Origin of the sequence: Paraburkholderia sp. BL23I1N1 (assembly GCF_003610295.1) — a bacterium.
GTDB lineage: Bacteria > Pseudomonadota > Gammaproteobacteria > Burkholderiales > Burkholderiaceae > Paraburkholderia.
This window is the reverse complement of record NZ_RAPV01000002.1, coordinates 316,021-338,549: the sequence shown is the minus strand read 5'-3', so window position 1 is coordinate 338,549 and position 22,529 is coordinate 316,021. Positions and strand designations below refer to the sequence as shown.

Here is a 22,529-nt window from a genome sequence, read left to right as displayed (position 1 = left end):
AGGAAGAGGACAGGAAGATGAGCGAGACCTATCAGGACGAGACCGTCCGGAGCGAGACGAGCGCACGCGCGCTGACCCATTTCATCAACGGCAAGACGATCGAAGGCACGAGCGGCCGCTTTAGCGACGTCTTCAACCCGGCGCTTGGCAGTGTGAGCGCACGCGTGCCGCTGGCGAGCGTCGCTGAAGTCGACGCAGCGGTCGCTGCCGCCAACGCTGCGTTTCCCGCCTGGAGCGAAACCGCGCCGATCAAGCGGGCGCGAGTGTTATTCAAGTTCAAGGAATTGCTCGACCGTCACCATGACGAGCTGGCGGAATTGATCACGCGTGAGCACGGCAAGGTGTTTTCGGATGCGAAGGGTGAGGTGATGCGCGGCATCGAGATTGTCGAGTTTGCGTGCGGCATTCCGAATCTGCTGAAAACGGACTTTACCGACCAGATCGGCGGCGGTATTGACAACTGGAATCTGCGTCAGCCGTTGGGCGTGGTCGCGGGTATTACGCCGTTCAATTTTCCGATGATGGTGCCGTGCTGGATGTTTCCGGTGGCGATTGCATGCGGCAACACGTTCGTGCTGAAGCCGTCGGAGCGTGATCCGTCCGTCTCGAACCGACTGGCTGAACTGCTGAAAGAGGCGGGCTTGCCGGATGGCGTGTTCAATGTCGTGCATGGCGACAAGGTGGCGGTGGATGCATTGCTCGTGCATCCCGAGGTGAGTGCGTTGTCGTTTGTTGGTTCGACGCCGATTGCCGAATACATCTATACGGAAGGCACGAAGCACGGCAAGCGCGTGCAGGCGTTGGGCGGTGCGAAGAATCACCTCGTGGTGATGCCGGACGCGGATCTCGATCAGGCTGTCGATGCGTTGATCGGCGCGGCGTATGGTTCCGCGGGCGAGCGGTGCATGGCGATTTCGGTGGCGGTCGCGGTGGGGCATATTGCCGATGAATTGATCGAACGGCTGACACCGCGCGTGAAGAGTCTGAAGATTTTGAATGGTATGGAATCGGAAGCCGAGATGGGGCCGTTGGTGACGGCGGCGCATCGCGAGAAGGTGACGGGTTATATCGATGCCGGTGTTGCGGCGGGTGCGAAGCTGGTTGTCGATGGTCGCGGTCATCAGGTGGCCGGGCATGAGAAGGGGTTCTTTCTCGGCGGCACGTTGTTCGATGATGTCTCGACCGATATGAAGATTTACCGTGAAGAGATTTTTGGTCCCGTGCTGTGTGTTGTGCGGGTGCCGGATTTTGCTTCTGCTGTCGAGCTGATTAACGCTAACGAGTTTGCTAATGGGGTGTCGTTGTTTACCTCCGATGGCGGGGTGGCTCGGGCTTTCTCGCGGCGGATCGAGATTGGGATGGTGGGGATTAATGTGCCGATTCCTGTGCCGATGGCGTGGCATTCTTTTGGTGGGTGGAAGAGGTCGCTTTTTGGTGATCACCATGCTTATGGTGAGGAAGGGGTTCGGTTTTATACGCGGTATAAGAGCATCATGCAGAGGTGGCCGGATAGTATTGGGAAGGGGGCTGAGTTCACCATGCCGGTGGCTAAGTAGTTTGTTGGTTTTTGCCTGTGAGGCGGTTGTTTGTCTGTGGTTTTATGGCGGTGGCCTTTCCTTGTTTGGTTATTGGTCGATTAGCGTTCCCCTGTGCGGGGGGGCACCTGCTTTTCTTTGCCTGCCGCAAAGAAAAGTAGGCAAAAGAAAGCGGCCCACACCGCTAGCTTATAAGCGGGTCCCCTGGCTTGGAGGGGGTAGTGGTGCATCTGGAATCCGTGCCCTCGCGCATTCCGCGCGAGTGACTAAGGGCTCATCAGCTCCCACTCCGCACTGCGTGCGTCGCGGATGGGTCTGCCTGGGAAACCGGGGGCTTTGTTTAGGTGCGGTGGGGGGCCATCGGCTTCGACTCGCCGTGGTGCGTGATCGCTTGGTAGCAAGTTGTGCTGACTGAGGTGGCCGAGAGTGAGGAAGCGTGGCACGGGCTGCCGAGTGCAGTGATCGGCGGCCAGCAAAAGTGAGTAGGAGAGGGTGCCGAGCGAAGCGGGCGACAGCCAGCGTATGTGATTGGAGTGGGCGTAAGTGAACCAATGTTGTTATGAAGTGCCCTTCGGCGCGCGCAGCGCCGCCGGAAGTATGACTGCCTTGTCACGAAGGCTGAATGTGCGAGGGCACAAATTCCAGATGCACCACTACCTCCTCCAAGCCAGGGGACCCGCTTATAAGCTAGCGGTGTGGGCCGCTTTCTTTTGCCTACTTTTCTTTGCGGCAGGCAAAGAAAAGTAGGTGCCCCCCCGCACAGGGGGAACGCTAATAGACCGATAAGAAAACAAGGAAAGGCCAACACGCCAGGCAACCAGACAAGCAACCGCCGAGCAGGCAAAACCCCCCCCAAGCGCCGAGCAGGCAAAAAAAGCTTAGGAGACGAAACAATGAGCAACACCAAAAAACCACAACAAGCAACCCCCCGCCTGGAAGGCGAATTCGACTACATCATAGTCGGCGCCGGCACGGCAGGATGCGTCCTAGCCAACCGCCTATCGGAAGATCCAGAAATCCAGGTCCTCCTGTTAGAAGCCGGCGGCAAAGACGACTACCACTGGATCCACGTGCCGGTAGGCTACCTCTACTGCATTGGCAATCCCCGCACGGACTGGCTCTACAAAACCCAATCAGAACCCGGCCTGAACGGCCGCTCCCTCTCATACCCACGAGGCCGAGTATTAGGCGGCAGCTCATCCATCAACGGCATGATCTACATGCGCGGCCAACGCGAAGACTACGACGAATGGGCCCGCGTCACCAACGACACCTCCTGGTCCTGGAACGCCGTCCTCCCCATCTTCAAACGCAGCGAAGACCACCACGCCGGCGCATCGGAATCACATGGCGCGGGCGGCCCGTGGCGAGTCGAAAAGCAACGCCTGAAATGGAAAATACTCGAAGAGTTTTCACACGCCGCGCAACAAACCGGCATACCCGCCACCGACGACTTCAATCGCGGTGACAATACCGGCGTCGGCTACTTCGACGTCAATCAGAAACGCGGTATCCGCTGGAATGCGTCGAAAGCGTTTCTGCGTCCAGCGCTCAGGCGCCCAAATCTCACCGTCATCACCGGTGCGCACACACAGCGTGTGGTATTCGAAGGACGACGCTGCACCGGCGTCGAATATCGCGGCGACAACACCGACTATCTCGCCAAAGCCCGTTGCGAAGTCATCCTCAGTTCCGGCTCGGTCAACTCGCCGCAATTGCTCGAACTGTCCGGTATCGGTCAGGGCGCGCGTCTGCAAAACCTCGGCATCGAGGTCGTGAAGGATCTGCGCGGCGTCGGCGAAAATCTGCAGGACCATCTGCAATTGCGAATGGCCTATAAAGTCGAGGGCGTGCGCACGCTCAATACCGCCTCCGCCCATTGGTGGGGCAAGCTGATGATCGGCATGCAGTACGCGCTCTTTCAAAGCGGCCCCATGTCCATGTCGCCATCGCAACTCGGTGCGTTCGCCAAATCCGATCCGGACGATCCCTCGCTCACGCGCCCCGACCTCGAGTATCACGTGCAGCCGCTTTCGCTCGACCGCTTTGGCGAACCGCTGCATCGCTTCAATGCGTTCACCGCGTCGGTGTGCCAGTTACGGCCGACCTCGCGTGGCAGTATTCATATTGGATCAGCCGATGCATCGGCGCCGCCGCTGATCGCGCCCAACTACCTGTCCACGGATTACGACCGGCACGTTGCGGCCAACGCGTTGCGACTCACGCGCCGGATTGCCGCGGCGCCCGCGCTCGCGCCCTATCGGCCGCAAGAGATTCTGCCCGGGATCCAGTACCAGACCGAAGAAGAACTTCAGCAGGCCGCTGGCGCGGTCGGCACCACCATCTTTCATCCGGTCGGCACCTGCCGTATGGGCACCACCGACGACCCCGGCGCCGTAGTCGACAATCGACTACGAGTTATCGGGGTTGACGGTCTGCGTGTGGTCGACGCATCAATCATGCCGTCCATCACATCGGGCAACACCAATTCGCCGACGCTGATGATCGCCGAGCGCGCGAGCGACATGATCCGGGAAGACCGTCGCGCACACGCGGCCGGCAGCGTTCAAGCTCAGTCGAGCACCGCGTCGTCTATGTCCGCTGTGTGACAGTCGGAGGGAGCCGGGGGCGCGGCGCATACCTCGGCGTTCCCAGCTGGCATGGCCCGAGAAGGATTGAGGCCCAGTTCGAGCGGCCTCCAGGCACGCCCCGCACAAGGCTCAAGGAGCACTCGCGCGCGCCGCGAGCCCGCCTCGGGCCTCCTTCACGCAGTTGTCATCCACTAAGTGCAAATCCCAATGAATGCGCTGCATCATTGGCGCGACAATGGCAGCCATGCTGCGTGCCGCCCCACGGATTACCGTCCGGATTGGTGCAGCACGCCAACGAGCGGGCACGGGGGTGCCGCCGTCATCAAACGTCGCGCAGCCGTTCGCGCGGAAGATCGTAGTGCTTCGCCTTACTCCGTATAGAAGGGAACATGATTCTCGGCGATACGATTCTCGAAACGCGCGGCCTCACCCGCGAGTTCAAAGGCTTCATCGCCGTGAACGGTGTGAACCTGCGCGTGTGCCGTGGCTCGATCCATGCGCTGATCGGCCCTAACGGGGCGGGCAAGACCACCTGCTTCAATCTGCTCACCAAATTCCTCGAGCCGACCGCGGGCCAGATCGTCTTCAACGGGATCGACATCACCAATGAACGCCCGGCGCAAATCGCGCGGCGCGGCATCATCCGCTCGTTTCAGATCTCTGCCGTATTTCCACATCTGACAGCATTGCAGAATGTGCGCATCGGTTTGCAGCGCGTGCTCGGCACGGCATTTCATTTCTGGAAGAGCGAGCGCACGCTGCGCCAACTCGACGATCGGGCGATGGACCTGCTCACGCAGGTCGGCTTGACCGATTTCGCCGATGTTTTGACGGTCGAGCTTTCATACGGCCGCAAACGCGCGCTGGAAATCGCCACCACGCTCGCGATGGAGCCCGAGTTGATGCTGCTCGACGAACCGACGCAAGGCATGGGCCATGAAGACGTCGATCGTGTCACCGCCTTGATCAAGAAGGTGTCGAGCGGCCGCACGATCCTGATGGTCGAGCACAACATGAACGTGATCGCCGGCATTTCCGACACCATTACCGTGCTGCAACGGGGCGAAGTGCTCGCCGAAGGCAGCTACGCCGAAGTGTCGAAGAATCCGCTCGTCATGCAAGCCTATATGGGCAGCGCAGATGCAGCGCTCGCCGGAGCCCACGCATGAATACGATTGCCGAGCGCGAAAACCTCGAGGTGAGCGGCACGGTTGGCGGTGCCCCCGCACTGGAGATCGCGGGTTTGCAGGCATGGTACGGGGAGTCCCATATCCTGCATGGCGTCGATTTGACGGTGAACCGCAGCGAAGTCGTCACGCTGCTGGGCCGTAACGGCGCGGGGCGCACCACCACCTTGCGCGCGATCATGGGGCTGACCGGCCGGCGCACCGGTTCGATCCGCATAGGCGGACGCGAAACCATCAACCTGCCCACGCATCGCATCGCCCATTGCGGCATCGGTTATTGCCCGGAAGAGCGGGGGATTTTTTCGAGCCTCTCGTGCGAGGAAAACCTGCTGTTGCCGCCGCCCGTCGGCGACAAGGCGCACATGATGTCGCTCGAAGAAATCTATTCGATGTTTCCGAATCTGCAGGAACGCCGCATGAGCCAGGGCACTCGGCTCTCGGGTGGCGAGCAGCAAATGCTGGCCGTTGCGCGCATTCTGCGTACCGGCGCGAGTTTGCTGCTGCTCGACGAAATCTCGGAAGGCCTTGCGCCGGTCATCGTGCAAGCGCTCGCCCGTATGATCATGACGCTCAAGGAGCGCGGCTACACGGTCGTGATGGTCGAACAGAATTTCCGCTTTGCCGCGCCACTTGCCGATCGCTTCTACGTGATGGAGCACGGTGCGATCGTCGAGCACTTCGGGGCCAACGAGCTCGAAAGCAAGATGCCGGTGCTGCATGACTTACTGGGCGTATAGACAGGAAGTAACGAGAAGCGTCCGATTGCCTCTGATAACCACAAGCGAAGAAACCAGGAGACAGGAATGAAAAAGAACCCACTCGCGCGGCTTGCCACTTTGTGTTTCGCGGTTGCCGCCGGCGCCGCGTTGACGATGAGCAGCGCGCAAGCGGCTGACGATGCGGTGAAGATTGGCTTCATCACCGACATGTCAGGTCTGTACGCGGATATCGACGGCCAGGGCGGCCTCGAGGCGATCCGTATGGCGGTGGCGGACTTCGGCGGCAAGGTCAACGGCAAGCCGGTCACGGTGGTCTACGCCGATCACCAGAACAAGGCGGATATTGCGGCATCGCGCGCGCGTGAGTGGTTCGACCGCGACGGCGTCGATCTGCTGATCGGCGGCACGAACTCGGCAACCGGCCTCTCGATGAACACCGTGGCCGGTGAAAAGCACAAGGTCTACATCAGCATCGGCGCGGGCGCCGACACCCTGACCAATGAGCAGTGCACGCCGTACACGATCCACTACGCGTACGACACGACAGCGCTCGCCAAGGGCACCGGCTCGGCGGTGACGAAGCAGGGCGGCAAGACGTGGTACTTCCTGACCGCGGATTACGCGTTCGGCAAGGCGCTCGAAAAGAACACGTCGGACGTGGTGAAGGCTAATGGCGGCCAGGTGCTGGGCGCCGTGCGTCATCCGCTGTCGGCATCGGATTTCTCGTCGTTCCTGTTGCAGGCGCAAGCGTCGAAGGCGCAGATTCTGGGCCTCGCCAACGCGGGCGGTGACACGATCAACTCGATCAAGGCCGCCAAGGAATTTGGCATCACCAAGACAATGAAGCTGGCCGCGCTGCTGATGTTTATCGACGACGTCCACAGCCTGGGTCTGGAAACCACACAAGGCCTGGTGCTGACCGATAGCTGGTACTGGAACAAGGACGCCACCACGCGCGCCTGGTCGCGGCGCTACTTCGACAGGATGAAGAAGATGCCGTCGAGCCTGCAGGCCGCCGACTACTCGGCAACCATGACTTACCTGAAGGCCGTGCAGGCGGTCGGTTCGACCGATTCCGACAAGGTGATGGCGCAACTGAAGAAGGCCAAGATCGACGACTTCTACGCGAAGGGTTACATCCGTCAGGACGGCAGCATGATCCACGACATGTACCTGATGCAGGTGAAGACGCCGGCCGAATCCAAAGAGCCGTGGGACTACTACAAGATCACCGCGACGATTCCGGGCGAGCAGGCGTTCACAACCAAGGCCGAAACGCGCTGTGCGCTGTGGAAATAAGCGCAGGCTGATAACCAGATGACCGTCTGTCTGCCTTGCGTGTCAGGCGATGCGCGGTGCCGTTTTGGTACACAGACGGACGGCAAACCGCTTCATATGCCGCGTGCGATCGGCGGATGTCTCGCCGATCGCACGCCGGCTGGATTGTGCGTAACCGATCTCATCTTGGCGCTGGCTTAAGGGATTAAGGCTTCAATGGAAATCTTTGGCGTTCCGCTACCGGCGATGCTGAGCCAGTTGCTGCTGGGGCTCGTGAACGGCTCGTTCTACGCGATTCTGAGCTTGGGCCTGGCCGTGATCTTCGGCTTGCTCAACGTAATCAATTTCGCGCACGGCGCGTTGTTCATGCTTGGCGCGATGCTCGCGTGGATGGGTCTGTCGTATTTCGGCTTGCCATACTGGGTGATGCTGGTGCTCGCCCCGCTGATCGTCGGCGTGTTCGGCATCGTGATCGAACGCTCGATGCTGCGCTGGCTCTACAGACTCGATCACCTGTATGGGCTGCTGCTCACCTTTGGGCTCACGCTGGTTGTCGAAGGCGTGTTCCGCTCGATCTACGGTTCGTCCGGCCAGCCGTACGACGTGCCGTCGGCGCTCTCCGGTGCGACCGATCTCGGCTTCATGTTCTTGCCGAATTATCGCGCTTGGGTGGTGGTGGCATCGCTCGTGGTCTGCTTCGCGACGTGGTTCGTGATCGAGAAGACGCGCCTTGGCGCCTATCTGCGCGCGGGCACCGAAAATCCCAAACTGGTCGAGGCGTTCGGCATCAACGTACCGTTGATGATCACGCTCACGTATGGCTTCGGCGTCGCGCTGGCGGCGTTCGCCGGCGTGCTGGCCGCGCCGGTGATTCAGGTCTCGCCATTGATGGGCCAGCCCATGATCATCACCGTGTTCGCGGTGGTCGTGATCGGCGGCATGGGTTCGATCATGGGCTCGATTCTGACTGGGCTGATGCTTGGCGTGGTCGAAGGGCTGACGCGCGTGTTTTACCCGGAAGCCTCGGCGACCGTGGTCTTCGTGATCATGGCGCTCGTGTTGCTGGTGCGCCCGGCGGGTCTCTTCGGCAAGGAAAAATGATGCAGAGAAAAGTGCTCTACGCCGTGCTACTGGTCGCGCTTCTTGCGGTGCCCGTCCTCGGCATCTATCCGCTATTCGTCATGAAGGTCCTGTGCTTCGCGTTGTTCGCGGCGGCTTTCAATCTGCTGATCGGGTACACGGGTTTGCTCTCGTTCGGCCATGCCATGTTTCTCGCCTCGGCCGGTTATGTCACCGGCTACGCGATGCAGACGCTCGGCTTCTCTCCGGAGTTGGGCGTACTGGCCGGCACCGCCGCCGCGACGCTGCTTGGGCTCGTGGTCGGCCTGTTTGCGATCCGTCGGCAGGGTATCTACTTTGCGATGGTGACGCTGGCGCTCGCGCAGATGGTCTACTTCGTGTTCCTGCAAGCGCCGTTCACGCACGGCGAGGATGGCCTGCAAGGCGTGCCGCGCGGCAAGCTGTTCGGCCTGCTGGATCTGTCGTCGGATGTGACGCTGTACTTTGTCGTGCTGGCCGTGATGGTGCTGGCGTTCCTGCTGATTGTGCGAATCGTGCACTCGCCGTTCGGGCAGGTGCTGATAGCGATCAAGGAGAACGAGCCGCGTGCCGTGTCGCTCGGTTATGACACTGATCGCTTCAAGCTGCTGGCCTTCATTCTCTCCGCAGGGCTCGCCGGTTTGGCGGGTTCGCTGAAGGTGCTGGTGCAGGGCTTCGAAACACTGAGCGACGCGTACTGGACCATGTCGGGCCTGGTGATTCTGATGACGCTGGTTGGCGGCATGGGCACGCTGTTCGGGCCGCTGCTCGGCGCGGCGCTGATCGTTGCGCTCGAAGACCGGCTCGGCGATATCGGCACGGCGCTAGCAACGACAACCGGGGTTGAATGGTTCCGGTCGCTGGGCGAATCCGTGACCATCGTGACGGGTGTGATTTTCATTGCCTGCGTGCTGGCGTTCCGGCGCGGCATTGTCGGTGAGATCGTCGCGCGAGTGCGGCCGTTGCGCGCCTGAATTGACGCAAAATTTTAGATTGCTTCGGCATCCGATATAATTCGACGGTCCTTAAAATCAAGCCGGATCGTGCGTTGCGCGGCGATGAGGCCCAGAGTGCAAAGCGGCGCAGAACGTGCCCCAAATTTGTGCCGCAGTGCACCACTAGGGTAATTGCTAGTTGTAAACAGTTAGGTGCTCGTTTAATCTTCATGCAGTTCTGATGCATCGCGAAATTTGCAGGTGGAGAACGAGGAGACAATGAGGCACTCAGTGCCCAGACGAAAGCGCTGTTGGATTGATATCCAACAGCGCTTTTTTTTATTTGTACTTTTCATAAAGCACCATTCAAATCTGCCGCTAATTCGGTGACCCTTTTTTATTCACCGAGCCACGCCCAATTTCACCTGCCGCTACCCTGCAAAATGCTTGCAGCGCGGGGCTTTCGTCCGCTAAACTCGCCATTCACCGACCGCTGGGTCGGGGATTTAAATCCGTGGATTTAAATTCGAATGAATAACGGGGTAGATCGAGGAGCGGGATGAAGTCGGCATTGCGTTGGATGAGCGCGGCATTGGTCGCCACCGGAGTATCCGCGGCATGGAGCGGCCATGCATTCGCGGACGTGAAAATCGGCGTGACGGTCTCGGCAACGGGGCCGGCTGCATCGCTCGGCATTCCGGAAAAGAACACGATCGCGCTGCTGCCTAAAGAAGTGGCGGGCCAGAAAGTCGACTACATCGTGCTCGACGACGCTACAGACTCGACCCAAGCCGTCAAGAACGCGCGCAAGCTCACAAGCGAAGATCATGTGGATGCGTTGATCGGCTCGACCGTCGTGCCGAACTCGCTGGCCATGATCGACGTCGCCGCCGAAAGCACCACGCCGATGATCTCCATGGCTGCGGCGGCGAGCATTGTCGAACCAATGGATGCGAAGCGCGCGTGGGTCTTCAAGACACCGCAAAACGACATTCTGATGGCTACCGCGATCGCGCAGCACATGGCGAATCACGGTGTGAAGACGGTCGGATTCGTCGGCTTTGCCGATGCGTACGGCGAGAGCTGGTTCAAGGAATTCGGCAAGGCGGCCGATCTCGCGAAGATCAAGATCGTTGCAAACGAACGTTTCGCACGCAACGACGCTTCGGTGACCGGTCAGGTGCTGAAGATCATGTCGCAGAATCCTGATGCGGTATTGATCGCTGGCGCAGGCACCCCCGCCGCGTTGCCGCAAAAAACCCTCAAGGAACGCGGTTACAAGGGCAAGTATTATCAGACGCATGGCGTCGCCAACAATGACTTCCTGCGCGTGTGTGGCAAGGATTGCGAAGGCACCTATCTGCCGGCTGGTCCGCTGCTGGTTGCTGACCAACTGCCCGATTCGAACCCGGTGAAGAAGACCGCGCTCGCATACAAGCATGCGTATGAGACCGCGTACGGCGCCGGGTCGGTATCGACATTCGGCGGTCACGCGTGGGATGCAGGCTTGCTGCTGCAACGCGCGATTCCGCTTGCGCTGAAGAAAGGTCAACCGGGCACGCCTGCGTTCCGTGAAGCATTGCGTGCGGCACTTGAAAACACCAAAGACATGCCCGCTTCCCACGGCATCTTCAACATGAGCGCGAACGACCACGCTGGCCTCGACCAGCGGGCGCGCGTGATGGTGGAGATCGTCGGCGGCAAGTGGAAGCTGTCCGGCGACTGAGCGAAGGCGAAGCGATACGGAACCCCATCAAAAAGACGCGTGCAGTTGACGCGTCTTTTTTAGTGCCCGCGTTTGATGAACGGCGGTGCATGAAGTGCGTTGGACGTTGGTCAAGTGAAGGACGAGTGAAGGACAAGTAAGGGATGAGCGCTCAAAAGGCGGCTCAAGCCGCCGGTTTCAGGACAAACCCGCATTCGGGCGACAGTCTATTGACCGTGGATGATGCAGAACGCAATACTACTAACATGTTAGTGTTTCGTGCATAAGAAATCGCAGTCATGGTTCGCAGCAGGGGAGTGGCACCAGAACGGCGAAGGCATTGATGCAGAGCAGGGAAAACCATGCTTGGCATGCCTGAACCCTATAACTAGATTCAGACACCCGGCTCGTGAGCCGGATTACAGATACGCGCTTCAAAGCGTTTGGAGACTTGCATGAAAAAGACAAAGCAATGGGTACGCACCGGTATCGCGATGGCGTTGATGTGCGGCGCGGGCGCTGCCTTCGCGCAGGTGAAAATCGGTGTCACGCTGTCCACCACGGGACCGGCCGCATCGCTCGGGATTCCTGAAAAGAACACGATTGCGCTGCTGCCGAAAGAGATCGGCGGCAAGACGGTGCAATACATCATCCTCGACGATGCATCGGACACCGGCAAGGCCGTGCAGAACACGCGCAAGCTGATCGACGAGGACCACGTCGACGCCATCGTCGGTTCGACCGTCACGCCGAATTCGCTGGCGATGCTCGATGCCGCAGCGGAAGGCAAGACGCCGATGATCTCGCTGGCGGCATCGGCGGCGATCATCTCGCCGATGGACGCGAAGCGCGCATGGGCCTTCAAACCGCCGCAAAACGATAGCCTGATGGCTGACGCAGTCGCCGACTACATGGAACGTCACGGCGTGAAGACGGTTGGCTTTATCGGCTTTGCGGATGCGTACGGCGACGGCTGGAACAACGTCTTCACCGCTGCGGCCGCGGCACATCATCTGAAGATCGTCTCCAACGAACGCTTTAACCGCACCGACGCATCGGTGACCGGCCAGGTGCTGAAGACGATGGGCGCGAACCCGGATGCGGTGCTGATCGCGGGCGCGGGTACGCCGTCGGCGCTGCCGGCCAAGACGCTCAAGGAGCGTGGCTACAAGGGCAAGGTCTATCAGACGCACGGCGTCGCCAACAACGACTTCCTGCGCGTGTGCGGCAAGGATTGCGAAGGCGAATTGCTGCCGGCCGGCCCGATCCTGGTGGCCGACCAGTTGCCGGACTCGAATCCGGTGAAGAAGTCGTCGGAAGCCTACAAGGCCGCGTATGAGAAGGCATATGGCGTGGGCTCGGTGGCGACCTTTGGCGGCCACGCATGGGACGCCGGCCAGATGCTGCAAGCTGCGATTCCGGTCGCACTGAAGACCGCTCAGCCGGGCACTGAGGCGTTCCGTGTGGCACTGCGTGGCGCACTGGAAAACATCAAGGAGCTCCCGGTCTCGCACGGCATCATGAACACCAGCACGACCGATCACAACGGCCTCGACAAGCGCGCGCGCGTGATCGTGCAGATCGTCGACGGCAAGTGGAAGCTGCAGAACGACTAACACCAAAAGCGGTACGCGCCTCTCGCGCAACGTGCGGCGCATGACGCCGCATTGCCATTCTGTTCGATGACAATGGCGACGACCGCCGCGCCTATTCCGGCGCGGCGGTCGCCTTTTCAGGCATTGCAGGTTGGCGGCCGGCTGCGGGTTTTGCCGCCATGACTGTTTCCCGGTTTCGAATTCGACGCTTCAGGACGAGGAAGTATGGATCTATCAATTGCGGCGATCCTCGCGCAGGACGGGATCACCACCGGCGCAATTTACGCGCTGCTCGCGCTCGCGCTGGTGCTGGTGTTCTCCGTGACGCGGGTGATCTTTATCCCGCAGGGAGAGTTTGTTTCGTACGGCGCGCTGACGCTCGCCGCACTGCAGACGCAAAAATTTCCGGCAACGTGCTGGTTGCTGATGGCGATGGGCGCGGCATGCTTTGTCGTCGAGATAGCGGGTCTCGCGCGGCATCCCGAAAGACGCCGGCATGCGGCTCGCACGCTGGTGATGCTGGTCGGCAAATACCTGCTGTTTCCGATCGCGGTTTACGCGCTCACGCAGGGTGTCTTCCTGCACCCACTGCCGATGATCGCGCAGATCGCGTTGACGCTGCTGATCGTGATTCCGATGGGACCGTTCGTCTACCGGCTTGCCTATGAGCCGATCGCGGAAGCGACCACGCTGCTGCTGTTGATCGTGGCGGTGGCGGTGCACTTCGCGATGGTCGGCCTTGGGCTCGTGATGTTCGGTGCGGAAGGCTCGCGCACCACGGCGTTTTCCGATGCGACCTTTAATCTCGGCACGCTGTCGATTTCCGGGCAAAGCCTGTGGGTGGTCGGCACGGCGGCGGTGTTGATCGGCGCGCTCTATCTGTATTTCGATCGCTCGATCTCGGGCAAGGCTTTGCGCGCGACCTCGGTGAACCGGCTCGGCGCGCGCCTCGTCGGCATCGGCACGACGCAAGCGGGGCGCCTCGCGTTCACGCTTGCTGCGGGCCTCGGTGCGCTGTGCGGCATCCTTGTCGCTCCCTTGACCACGATCTACTACGACTCGGGCTTCCTGATCGGCTTGAAGGGCTTTGTAGGGGCGATTATCGGCGGTCTGGTCAGCTATCCGCTGGCTGCGGCAGGCTCGATCCTTGTCGGTCTGCTGGAGTCGTATTCGTCGTTCTGGGCGAGCGCTTACAAGGAAGTGATCGTGTTCACACTGATCATCCCGGTGCTGCTGTGGCGGAGTCTGGCCAGCCCGCACTCGGAAGAGGAAGAGGAGTGACACGATGAAACGGATCATGCAAAACAAGTTCTTCTGGTTGTTCCTCGTGGTGCTGTTCGCGTTGCCGGTTTTGCCGCACCCGATTCACGTGCCTGAGTACTGGGTGACGTTGCTTAACTACATTGGCCTGTATTCGATCGTCGCGATCGGTCTCGTGTTGTTGACGGGTATCGGCGGGATGACGAGCTTCGGGCAGGCGGCGTTCGTCGGCATCGGCGCCTATGCGACCGCGTATCTGACGACGGCGTATGGCGTCTCGCCATGGCTCGCGCTGATCGCGGGCGTGGTGGTGACGGCGTTGATCGCGCTGATGCTCGGGCTCGTGACGATGCGGTTGTCGGGCCACTTTTTGCCGCTCGGCACGATCGCGTGGGGGCTCGCGCTGTTCTATCTGTTCGGCAACCTGGAGATGCTCGGCAAGTACGACGGCATCAACGGAATTCCGGTGTTGAATGTTTTTGGCATCAACCTGGAATCCGGCCGCCATATCTATTACCTGATCTGGGTGGTGGTACTCGGCGCGGTGATTTCTGTTCAAAATCTGCTTAATAGCCGACCGGGGCGGGCGATCCGTGCCTTGCGCGGTGGCGGCATGATGGCCGAAGCGATGGGCGTCAACACGGCGTGGATGCGTGTGGTGATCTTTGTCTACGCCGCGGTGTTGGCGTCGATCTCGGGCTTTCTGTACGCGCATCTGCAGCGCGCGGTGAATCCGACGCCGTTCGGTCTGAACCACGGCATCGAGTTTCTGTTCATGGCGGTAGTAGGTGGCGTGTCGCATGTCTGGGGCGCGGTGCTCGGTGCCGCGATCCTGACGGTGTTGCAGGACTATCTGCAAACATTGCTGCCGAAGCTGCTTGGCGAGAATGGCAACTTCGAAGTGATCGTGTTCGGCATCCTGATGGTGCTGTTGCTGCAATACGCTCGCCAGGGTGTCTGGCCGTTTGTCGCGCGGTTTTTCCCGAAGGGGCCGCGCGCGCATGTGCCGGATCACACGGAGCCGTTGCCGCAGCGCAGCAAGCCGACTGCGGGTGAAAACCTGCTGACGGTGAATAAGGCGCGCAAACAGTTCGGCGGGTTGGTCGCGGTGAACGATGTCAGCTTCGAGGTGAAAGCAGGGCAGATCATCGGCCTGATTGGCCCGAACGGCGCCGGCAAGTCGACCACCTTCAATCTGGTCACGGGCGTGCTGCAAGCGACGAGCGGCGAAATCACGTTTCGCGACGAGCGGATCGATTCACTGAGTTCGCGTGAAATCGTCAAGCGCGGCATCGGCCGCACCTTCCAGCACGTCAAGCTGCTGCCGGGAATGACGGTGCTGGAGAACGTGGCGATCGGCGCACATCTGCGTGGTCATGCCGGTGTGTGGCGCAGCGTTGCGCGGCTGAACGGTGCTGAAGAAGCGCGTTTGATGGCCGAAGCGGCGCGCCAGATTCGCCGCGTCGGACTCGAGCACCATATGTACGACGAGGCGGGGAGCCTCGCGTTGGGGCAGCAGCGGATTCTCGAAATTGCTCGCGCACTGTGCTGTGACCCGACCTTGCTGCTGCTGGACGAACCTGCCGCGGGTCTGCGGTATCAAGAAAAACTGCAATTGGCGGACTTGCTGCGCCGTCTCAAGGCGGAAGGCATGAGCGTGTTGCTGGTCGAGCACGACATGGATTTCGTGATGAACCTCACCGATCGGTTGGTGGTGATGGAATTCGGTACGCGGATCGCAGAGGGCTTGCCGCAGGATGTCCAGCAAGATCCGGCGGTGCTTGAGGCATATCTGGGCGGGGTGGAGTGATGGAGAACACGATGAATGCGGCTCCGATTCTTGACGTGAACGGTTTGTCGGTCCGCTATGGCAAGGTCGAAGCACTGCACAGCGCGGCAATCAAAGTGCGACCCGGGCAGATCGTCTCGGTGATTGGTCCGAATGGCGCGGGAAAGTCCACGCTGCTGAACGCGATCATGGGCGCATTGCCGACTACGGGCCATGCGAAGGGCTCGGTTCTCTATCAAGGTGAAGACGTCAGCGCGGTGCCGGTTGAAAAACGGGTCGCGCGCGGTATGTGCCTGGTGCCGGAAAAGCGCGAGCTGTTTGCTTCGATGACCGTTGAAGACAACCTGGTTCTTGGCGCGTATCGGCGCAAGCGGGCAGGGGAACGTAACTTTCTCGTTCAACTCGAGCCGGTCTTTACGTTGTTTCCTCGCTTGAAAGAGCGCCGGAAGCAGGCAGCCGGGACGTTATCCGGTGGTGAACGGCAGATGCTGGCAGTCGGGCGTGCATTGATGGGCAAACCAGATTTGCTGATGCTCGACGAGCCGAGTCTGGGCCTCGCGCCGCTGATCGTGAAGGAGATTTTTCACATCATTAGTGCGCTGCGGCAGACGGGCGTCGCGACGTTGCTGATCGAGCAGAACGCACGCGCTGCGCTGCAAATATCCGACTACGGTTACGTGCTTGAAACGGGCGAACTGGCGCTGGAAGGGCCCGCGGCTGATCTGGCGCAGAATCCGCGCGTGATCGAAACGTATCTGGGATTGGCCAAGAAAGTGGCTTAGTCCTGTAATTTCGTTCAGGTTGCTGTTGTCTGAGGCGGTGTGTTTCACGTGAAACACACCGCTTTTTTCTTGCCTGGCCATTCGGCCGAAATTCGGGCCTAAACCGAACCCGTTATAATTCGCCCATACATTTTCCTTTGAAAGGCTCACGCGACGATCTGGCGTGAGATCCGCGATGCTTTTTCCCACAGAATTTGACGTAATCGTCGTCGGCGGCGGTCATGCCGGCACCGAAGCCGCATTGGCTTCGGCACGCATGGGCAATACGACCCTCCTTCTGACGCATAACATCGAAACCCTCGGTCAGATGAGCTGCAACCCGTCCATTGGTGGGATTGGCAAGGGCCATCTGGTGAAGGAAGTCGATGCGCTTGGCGGTGCGATGGCGGCCGCGACGGACGAGGGCGGAATTCAGTTCCGCATCCTCAATTCGTCGAAAGGCCCGGCGGTACGCGCTACGCGTGCGCAGGCAGACCGTCTGCTGTACAAGCAGGCGATCCGGCATCGGCTGGAGAATCAGCCGAACCTGTGGCTCTTCCAGCAAGCGGTCGACGATCTGATGGTGGAGGGTGACCGGGTGGTCGGCGCCGTGACGCAGGTGGGAATTCGTTTCCGCTCGCGCGCAGTGGTGCTGACGGCGGGGACCTTCCTCGACGGCAAGATTCACGTGGGTTTGAATAACTACACCGGTGGCCGTGCTGGCGATCCGGCGGCGGTGTCGCTGTCGGCCCGCCTCAAGGAATTGAAGCTGCCGCAAGGCCGCCTCAAGACCGGAACGCCCCCGCGCATCGACGGCCGGACGATCGACTTTTCGAAGCTTGAAGAGCAGTCGGGCGATCTGGATCCGGTGCCGGTTTTCTCGTTTTTGGGCCGCGTCGAGCAGCATCCGCGCCAGGTGCCGTGCTGGGTCACGCATACGAATGAGCGTACGCACGACATCATTCGTGGCGGGCTCGATCGCTCGCCGATGTACACGGGCGTGATCGAAGGGGTGGGGCCGCGGTATTGCCCGTCGATTGAGGACAAGATTCACCGTTTCGCGTCGAAGGAATCGCATCAGATCTTCCTCGAACCGGAAGGCCTGACGACAAACGAGTTCTATCCCAATGGGATTTCCACCAGCCTGCCGTTCGACGTGCAGCTGGAACTCGTGCGTTCGATGCGCGGTTTGGAGCACGCGCATATTCTGCGGTCAGGCTACGCGATCGAATACGACTACTTCGATCCGCGTGGGCTGAAGGCGTCGCTGGAAACCAAGGTGATCAATGGCCTGTTCTTTGCGGGTCAGATCAATGGCACGACGGGCTACGAAGAGGCGGCTGCGCAAGGCTTGCTGGCGGGGATTAACGCCGGCTTGTACGTGCAGGGCAAAGACGCATGGTGCCCGCGCCGCGATCAGGCCTACTTGGGCGTTCTGGTCGACGATCTGGTGACGCGTGGGGTGTCCGAGCCGTATCGCATGTTCACGAGCCGCGCGGAATACCGTCTGAGCCTGCGCGAGGATAACGCCGATATGCGCCTGACGGAGATCGGTCGCGAACTCGGTGTGGTCGACGACGTCCGTTGGGACGCATTCAGCCGCAAACGCGACGCTGTTTCACGTGAAACAGAGCGTCTTCGCACGACGTGGGTTAATCCTAAGACGTTACCGGCTGAAGAAGCGACCGCATTGCTCGGCAAGCCGATCGACCACGAATACAGCTTGGCCGATCTGCTGCGCCGGCCGGGTGTGACTTACGACGGCGTCTGCGGTTTGCGCGAGGGCGCATGCGCTGCGCCTGAAGCGCTGGCCGAAGACAGCGTTCTGCTCGCCCAGATTAAGGAGCAGATCGAGATCGGCATTAAGTATCAGGGTTATATCGATCGCCAAGCCGATGAGATCGAGCGGAATGAATCGCACGAAAGTACGCGTTTGCCGGAGGGATTGGACTACGCCGAGGTAAGAGGGCTATCGTTCGAAGCGCGTCAGAAGCTGACGCAGTTCCGGCCCGAAACCATCGGCCAGGCGTCGCGTATTTCCGGCATTACACCGGCGGCGATCTCTTTGCTGATGGTTCACCTGAAGCGTGGCTTGGGGCGCCGTTCGACGAAACCCGCCGAACCCGGCACCGACAGCTCGCCGGTGACGCAATGACGGTGAGTCAGAAGGGAAGTGGTAGCGAGGCATTGGCGCCGTTGTTAGCAGACGGCGTTCGCGAACTCGGCCTCGATCCGAGCGACGCGCAACGCGGCAAGCTGCTCGACTACGTTGCGCTGCTGTCCAAGTGGAACGCTGTTTATAACCTGACGGCGATTCGCGATCCGCGGCAAATGCTGATCCAGCACATCCTGGATTCGCTCTCGATCGTACCGCATCTTGCCACGCGTGGCGTGTCCTCTGTGCTGGACGTGGGTTCCGGTGGTGGTCTGCCCGGTATCGTGCTGGCTATCGTGCTGCCCGACTGGACCGTCACCGTGAACGACATCGTTCATAAAAAGACGGCGTTTCAGGCTCAGGCCAAAGCTGAGCTTGGCCTTGCGAATCTGTCGGTTGTTACAGGCCGCGTCGAGACTTTGCAGCCGGGCGCCGAAGTACCGGCAAAGTTCGACGTAATCGTGTCGCGCGCATTCGCAGAGCTCGCGGATTTCGTTACACTGGCCCGTCATCTGGTTGCGGAACAGGGCGCGATCTGGGCCATGAAGGGCGTGCGCCCGGATGGCGAGATCGAGCGCTTGCCAGCGGGTGCCCACGTGGAGCAGATCATTCGGCTGAACGTGCCGTCGCTCGACGCGGAGCGGCATTTGATCAAGGTTTTGGTGGACGCCGAGAACTGACAGCCGCCGGCAGGTTCGAGGCACGCACCGCGACCAAAAAGCGCTTTTTACTTTATTCAAGCAGCTTCAAGCAGCAAAAGGGACACACCAACGATGGCAAAAATCTTCTGCGTTGCGAACCAGAAAGGCGGCGTCGGCAAGACGACGACGGCAGTCAATCTGGCCGCGAGCCTGGCAGCGCAGGGGCAGCGTGTCCTCCTTATTGACCTGGACCCGCAGGGCAACGCCACGATGGGCAGTGGCATTGACAAGGCCGCGTGCGCGAACACCGTCTACGAAGTGCTCGTGGATGGCGTGTCGGTGGCAGACGCACGAGTGCGCCCGGAGGCCGTCGGCTACGACGTTCTGCCCGCGAACCGTGAACTGGCGGGTGCCGAGGTTGAACTCGTCAGCGTACAGAATCGCGAGCGCCAGATGAAGATTGCCTTGGCGGCGGTTGAAAGTGAATACGATTTCGTGCTGATCGACTGCCCGCCTGCCTTGTCGCTCCTGACACTCAACGGCTTGTGTGCCGCACATGGCGTGGTGATCCCGATGCAGTGCGAGTACTTCGCGCTCGAGGGCCTGTCGGACCTGGTCAACACGATCAAGCAGGTGCACGCGAACCTGAATCGCGATCTGAAGGTGATCGGCTTGCTCCGCGTCATGTTCGATCCGCGTATCACATTGCAACAGCAAGTCTCGGATCAGCTGAAAGAGCACTTTGGCGACAAGGTGTTCGACGTGGTGATCCCGCGCAACGTGCGTCTTGCTGAGGCGCCTAGCTATGGGTTGCCGGGCGTCGTGTTCGATAAGGCATCGCGCGGCGCGCAGGCGTACGTGCAATTCGGTGCAGAGATGATAGAGCGGGTGCGCACGTTGAATGACGCGCCCCAGGCGTCCTAAGCGGATCGAGGAAGCACAATGAACGCAGTAGCAAGAAAGAAGGGGTTGGGCCGCGGTCTGGAAGCGTTGCTTGGCGGCAGCGCGGATATTACCGAGGTCGTGGCGATCGAGGGTGCGCCGAACGTGCTGCCGCTCAGCAAGCTGCAGGCCGGCAAGTACCAGCCGCGCACGCGCATGGACGAAGGCGCGTTGCAAGAGTTGGCGGCCAGCATCCGTGCTCAGGGGCTGATGCAGCCGATCCTCGTGCGGCCGGTTTCGGCGGATAAGTACGAGATCATCGCCGGCGAGCGGCGTTTCCGCGCTGCGCGTATTGCCGGTCTCGACGAGGTGCCGGTGCTGGTGAAGGACGTGCCGGACCAGGCCGCCGCCGCGATGGCGCTGATCGAGAATATTCAGCGCGAAGATCTGAATCCGCTGGAAGAAGCGCAGGGCATTCAGCGCTTGCTCGACGAGTTCAATTTCACGCATGAGCAGGCGGCTGAGTCGGTGGGCCGCTCGCGCAGTGCAGTATCGAATCTGCTGCGTTTGCTCAACCTCGCGACGCCGGTGCAGACGATGTTGCTGGCCGGTGATCTCGACATGGGGCATGCACGCGCGCTACTGGCCGTCGACGCCGCGACGCAGATCACGCTGGCCAACCAGGTCGTGAACAAGCGCATGTCGGTACGCGAGACCGAAAAGCTGGTGACGGCGACCACCAAGGCTGCGCCCACCGTGAAGGCACGTGCGAATCAGGACGGTGGTCGCGACACGCGGCGGCTCGAAGAGGAGTTGTCTGATCTGCTGGCCGCAACGGTCAAGATCAAGCTCGGCCGACGCGGCCGTGGCCAGGTGCTGGTGGACTTCGGCGATCTGGACGCACTGGAAGGCATTCTTGTCCGGCTGCGTGGTAACGCTACTACTGCTTGATCATCGCGGGTTGAATTTGAGGGGATGTGAACACACTGGGGCCTCGGTGGGTTCCGCTCCTCCTCGAACGCTTAGTGTGTTTGCGGTGGTAGTGGTGGCGCGGCGGCCATATCGGCCGCAGGCATCATTCATTTGACGATTCCCTGATTGATCGATGGTCGGCAAGAGTTTCAGTTGGATTCCTAATTATCTGCCGTGTTTAATAGTGAGGATTCCGGCATATCGGTTTGCACTGCGGCTTTCCCGATGACGCCGATATGGTCAGGTTGCGCCGGGATCCGAGCCTGCGGCGCAGATACGGCCGTTTGCGGGGGGCTTTCTGCTGCATGGCTGCGACGAGTTCCCCATACCGCGTCCTTTGACGTCTCTGGATCTTGCGAAGGGCGTTGTGTGCCGACGCGTGGTAAGGGTGGATGCGAAGGGCGGGGCAGGCATCGACATGAAGCGGTGGATACCTGACTGTTCGCGTCGTCGGTCGCCCGGCATGGAGAACAATGTCCAGCGCTGCGTGGTCGCGATGGGAAGGGCCACGGCCCGCGCTCTCGCCTCTACCTAACGCCGTCCTTTATGTCCACCAAAGCTGGCAAAAACAATCGTCTGTTGCATTTTTGAGACGTCCGCAATAGCGTCGAAACGACGCATCCGCGCGCTTCAACCTCGTCGATTCATTGCGCATGTTTTGCCACCCCCCGGCCGCCTTACATTTGCCGTGTACGCGTTGTCCGACATCATATTCCCGGATCGTGAAGGCCGTTTTCACACTGGTTATTGAGTGGCCTAAAGTCTTGAATTGCCTGCAACTATCGCTTACAATCGCCCGGATTTAATTGCACGGCAACCCCGTAAGCGCAGCGTAAGCTCACGGGCTGGAACAAGACTTTCGGAACACTGCGATGGCGGTTAAAACGTCGAATCAAGCGCCGAAGAATGGGCGTGACGACCACCGCGCTGAACGCACCGTTTCCGATGCGTCCACCGGTCAGCACGTTACAACTGACGATGCGTGGGATGTCGAGCAACAAGATAACAATATCGTTCCGCTCACCCGGGCCGAGGCTGAAAAGCTGTTTGGTTCGAATGTGAGTCGTCCATCGCGCGTTACGCCTTTCAAGGTCGTGGCGGCGCAAATGGTTTTGTCCCTGGGTGCTACGCTCGTGTGGTGGCTTTTTTACAAGCCGCCGGGCGATGCTGCGCTGTCCGCGTTCCTGGGGGGAGCGATCTGCTGGGTGCCGAGCGCGTTGTTCGCGGCACGGCTTAGAACGCTGAGCGGCGCCGAAACAGCGATGAGCTGGATGATCGGCGAAGCGCTCAAGATGGGGACAACGATCGCGATGTTTGTAGCTATCGCTTTCTGGTATCACGACGTACGCTGGGTGCCGCTGCTTGTGACCTACCTCATCGCGCTCAAGACGTACTGGATCGCCTTGGCGTGGCGCTAAGGTTGTTG

The 22,529-nt window shown here is 60.5% G+C and carries 17 protein-coding genes; all 17 read left to right on the top strand.

The features are described from left to right. Positions 1-17: 17 nt before the first annotated feature. Positions 18-1,556 carry a CoA-acylating methylmalonate-semialdehyde dehydrogenase gene (locus B0G76_RS34145; protein ID WP_120297216.1) on the top strand — a complete coding sequence of 513 codons (1,539 nt, stop codon included), beginning with the start codon at positions 18-20 and terminating at the stop codon, positions 1,554-1,556. An 872-nt stretch (positions 1,557-2,428) separates the two neighbouring features. Beyond that, positions 2,429-4,144, top strand: a complete 1,716-nt coding sequence (locus B0G76_RS34140; protein ID WP_120297215.1) for a GMC family oxidoreductase — start codon at positions 2,429-2,431, stop codon at positions 4,142-4,144. 371 nt (positions 4,145-4,515) lie between these two features. Next, positions 4,516-5,295: an ABC transporter ATP-binding protein gene (locus tag B0G76_RS34135; RefSeq protein WP_120297214.1), complete on the top strand. Its 780-nt coding sequence runs from the start codon at positions 4,516-4,518 to the stop codon at positions 5,293-5,295. Then, positions 5,292-6,050 carry an ABC transporter ATP-binding protein gene (locus tag B0G76_RS34130; RefSeq protein WP_120297213.1) on the top strand — a complete coding sequence of 253 codons (759 nt, stop codon included), beginning with the start codon at positions 5,292-5,294 and terminating at the stop codon, positions 6,048-6,050. The genes B0G76_RS34135 and B0G76_RS34130 overlap by 4 nt, the downstream gene beginning before the upstream one ends. 66 nt (positions 6,051-6,116) lie before the next feature. Continuing rightward, entirely contained in the window at positions 6,117-7,331 is a 1,215-nt protein-coding gene (locus B0G76_RS34125) for an ABC transporter substrate-binding protein (protein ID WP_120297212.1), read from the top strand. Between the two features lie 195 nt (positions 7,332-7,526). Next, complete coding sequence (locus B0G76_RS34120) at positions 7,527-8,411, top strand: branched-chain amino acid ABC transporter permease (protein WP_120297211.1); 885 nt, start codon at positions 7,527-7,529, stop codon at positions 8,409-8,411. Beyond that, positions 8,411-9,382 (top strand): branched-chain amino acid ABC transporter permease, encoded by a 972-nt coding sequence (locus B0G76_RS34115; RefSeq protein ID WP_120298022.1) that lies wholly within the window; start codon positions 8,411-8,413, stop codon positions 9,380-9,382. Before B0G76_RS34120 ends, B0G76_RS34115 begins: the two co-directional genes overlap by 1 nt. Before the next feature lie 520 nt (positions 9,383-9,902). Beyond that, positions 9,903-11,069 carry an ABC transporter substrate-binding protein gene (locus B0G76_RS34110; RefSeq protein ID WP_120297210.1) on the top strand — a complete coding sequence of 389 codons (1,167 nt, stop codon included), beginning with the start codon at positions 9,903-9,905 and terminating at the stop codon, positions 11,067-11,069. A gap of 434 nt (positions 11,070-11,503) precedes the next feature. Further along, a complete protein-coding gene (locus B0G76_RS34105) occupies positions 11,504-12,664 on the top strand; it encodes an ABC transporter substrate-binding protein (RefSeq protein ID WP_120297209.1) in 1,161 nt (386 codons plus the stop codon). Between the two features lie 204 nt (positions 12,665-12,868). After that, entirely contained in the window at positions 12,869-13,924 is a 1,056-nt protein-coding gene (locus tag B0G76_RS34100; RefSeq protein ID WP_120297208.1) for a branched-chain amino acid ABC transporter permease, read from the top strand. A 4-nt stretch (positions 13,925-13,928) separates the two neighbouring features. After that, the gene (locus B0G76_RS34095; protein WP_120297207.1) at positions 13,929-15,713 is read left to right on the top strand and encodes an ABC transporter permease subunit; all 1,785 of its coding nucleotides are present in this window, start codon (positions 13,929-13,931) and stop codon (positions 15,711-15,713) included. Between the two features lie 11 nt (positions 15,714-15,724). After that, positions 15,725-16,474, top strand: coding sequence for an ABC transporter ATP-binding protein (locus B0G76_RS34090; protein ID WP_120298021.1), 750 nt, complete (start codon positions 15,725-15,727; stop codon positions 16,472-16,474). A 175-nt stretch (positions 16,475-16,649) separates the two neighbouring features. Then, on the top strand, positions 16,650-18,608 hold the full coding sequence (mnmG, locus tag B0G76_RS34085) for a tRNA uridine-5-carboxymethylaminomethyl(34) synthesis enzyme MnmG (RefSeq protein WP_120297206.1): 1,959 nt from the start codon (positions 16,650-16,652) through the stop codon (positions 18,606-18,608). Further along, the gene (gene rsmG / locus B0G76_RS34080) at positions 18,605-19,288 is read left to right on the top strand and encodes a 16S rRNA (guanine(527)-N(7))-methyltransferase RsmG (protein ID WP_120297205.1); all 684 of its coding nucleotides are present in this window, start codon (positions 18,605-18,607) and stop codon (positions 19,286-19,288) included. Before mnmG ends, rsmG begins: the two co-directional genes overlap by 4 nt. Positions 19,289-19,381: 93 nt before the next feature. Continuing rightward, the gene (locus B0G76_RS34075; RefSeq protein ID WP_120297204.1) at positions 19,382-20,173 is read left to right on the top strand and encodes a ParA family protein; all 792 of its coding nucleotides are present in this window, start codon (positions 19,382-19,384) and stop codon (positions 20,171-20,173) included. Positions 20,174-20,191: 18 nt separating this feature from the next. Further along, positions 20,192-21,082 (top strand): ParB/RepB/Spo0J family partition protein, encoded by an 891-nt coding sequence (locus B0G76_RS34070; protein ID WP_120297203.1) that lies wholly within the window; start codon positions 20,192-20,194, stop codon positions 21,080-21,082. 893 nt (positions 21,083-21,975) lie between these two features. Beyond that, positions 21,976-22,521, top strand: a complete 546-nt coding sequence (locus B0G76_RS34065) for an ATP synthase subunit I (protein ID WP_120297202.1) — start codon at positions 21,976-21,978, stop codon at positions 22,519-22,521. Positions 22,522-22,529: the final 8 nt, after the last annotated feature.